Origin of the sequence: Lachnoclostridium sp. MSJ-17, from assembly GCF_018918205.1 — a bacterium.
In the GTDB taxonomy this organism is placed as follows: Bacteria; Bacillota; Clostridia; order Oscillospirales; family Acutalibacteraceae; genus Ruminococcoides.
This window is the reverse complement of record NZ_JAHLQB010000067.1, coordinates 1-716: the sequence shown is the minus strand read 5'-3', so window position 1 is coordinate 716 and position 716 is coordinate 1. Positions and strand designations below refer to the sequence as shown.

Below are 716 nucleotides of genomic sequence, written 5' to 3'. Positions count from 1 at the left end.
TATCCGCGAACGGCGGATAGAGCATCATCTCGCGCATTTTTATCTCGGTGTCGTAAAACGCCGCGTAGTCCTGCCGCGCCGCCATGCCGATGATCAGGTTGTCGGGCGTGTAGGACTGTATTACCGCAACGCCCTTTTCCTTGCCTCTGCCGCTTCTGCCGACTACCTGAGTGAGCAGCGAGAACGCGCGCTCGTAGCTGCGGTAGTCGTCGGCGTAGAGCGCGTGGTCGGTGTTGAGCACGCCGACAAGAGTCACGTTCGGGAAATCAAGTCCCTTCGCGACCATCTGGGTGCCGACGAGAATGTCGTAATCGCCGTTCGAGAACGACGAGATCATGCGCTCGTAGCTCGCCTTTGACGAAGCCGCGTCGGTGTCCATCCGAAGAATACGCGCGTTCGGGAAGATCTCCGCTATGTCGCGCTCAGCCTTCTGGGTGCCTGTGCCGCCGAGACGCAGCGTGTTGCTGTGGCAGGTCGGACACTCACCCGAAAACGGCACCGAATAGCCGCAGTAGTGGCACATCAGGCGGTTGTTGCGTATGTGGTAGGTGAGCGAAATCGAGCAGTTCGGACAGGTCACACTGTCGCCGCAGTGGGTGCAGGTGACAAAGGAATTGTGACCCCTGCGGTTGAGCAGCAATATGCTCTGACGTCCGTGCTCGAGGTTGCTTTCAAGATGTTCGAGCAACACCCGGGAAAATAGATCGGAAGAGCGT

General features: G+C 58.7%; 1 protein-coding gene. It reads right to left on the bottom strand.

Annotated elements, in window-relative coordinates; all coding sequences use genetic code 11:
* The coding region (gene priA, locus KQI64_RS05575) for a replication restart helicase PriA (protein ID WP_253289196.1) at positions 1–688 on the bottom strand (688 nt) is incomplete at its 3' end.
* Between the last annotated feature and the right edge of the window lie 28 nt (positions 689–716).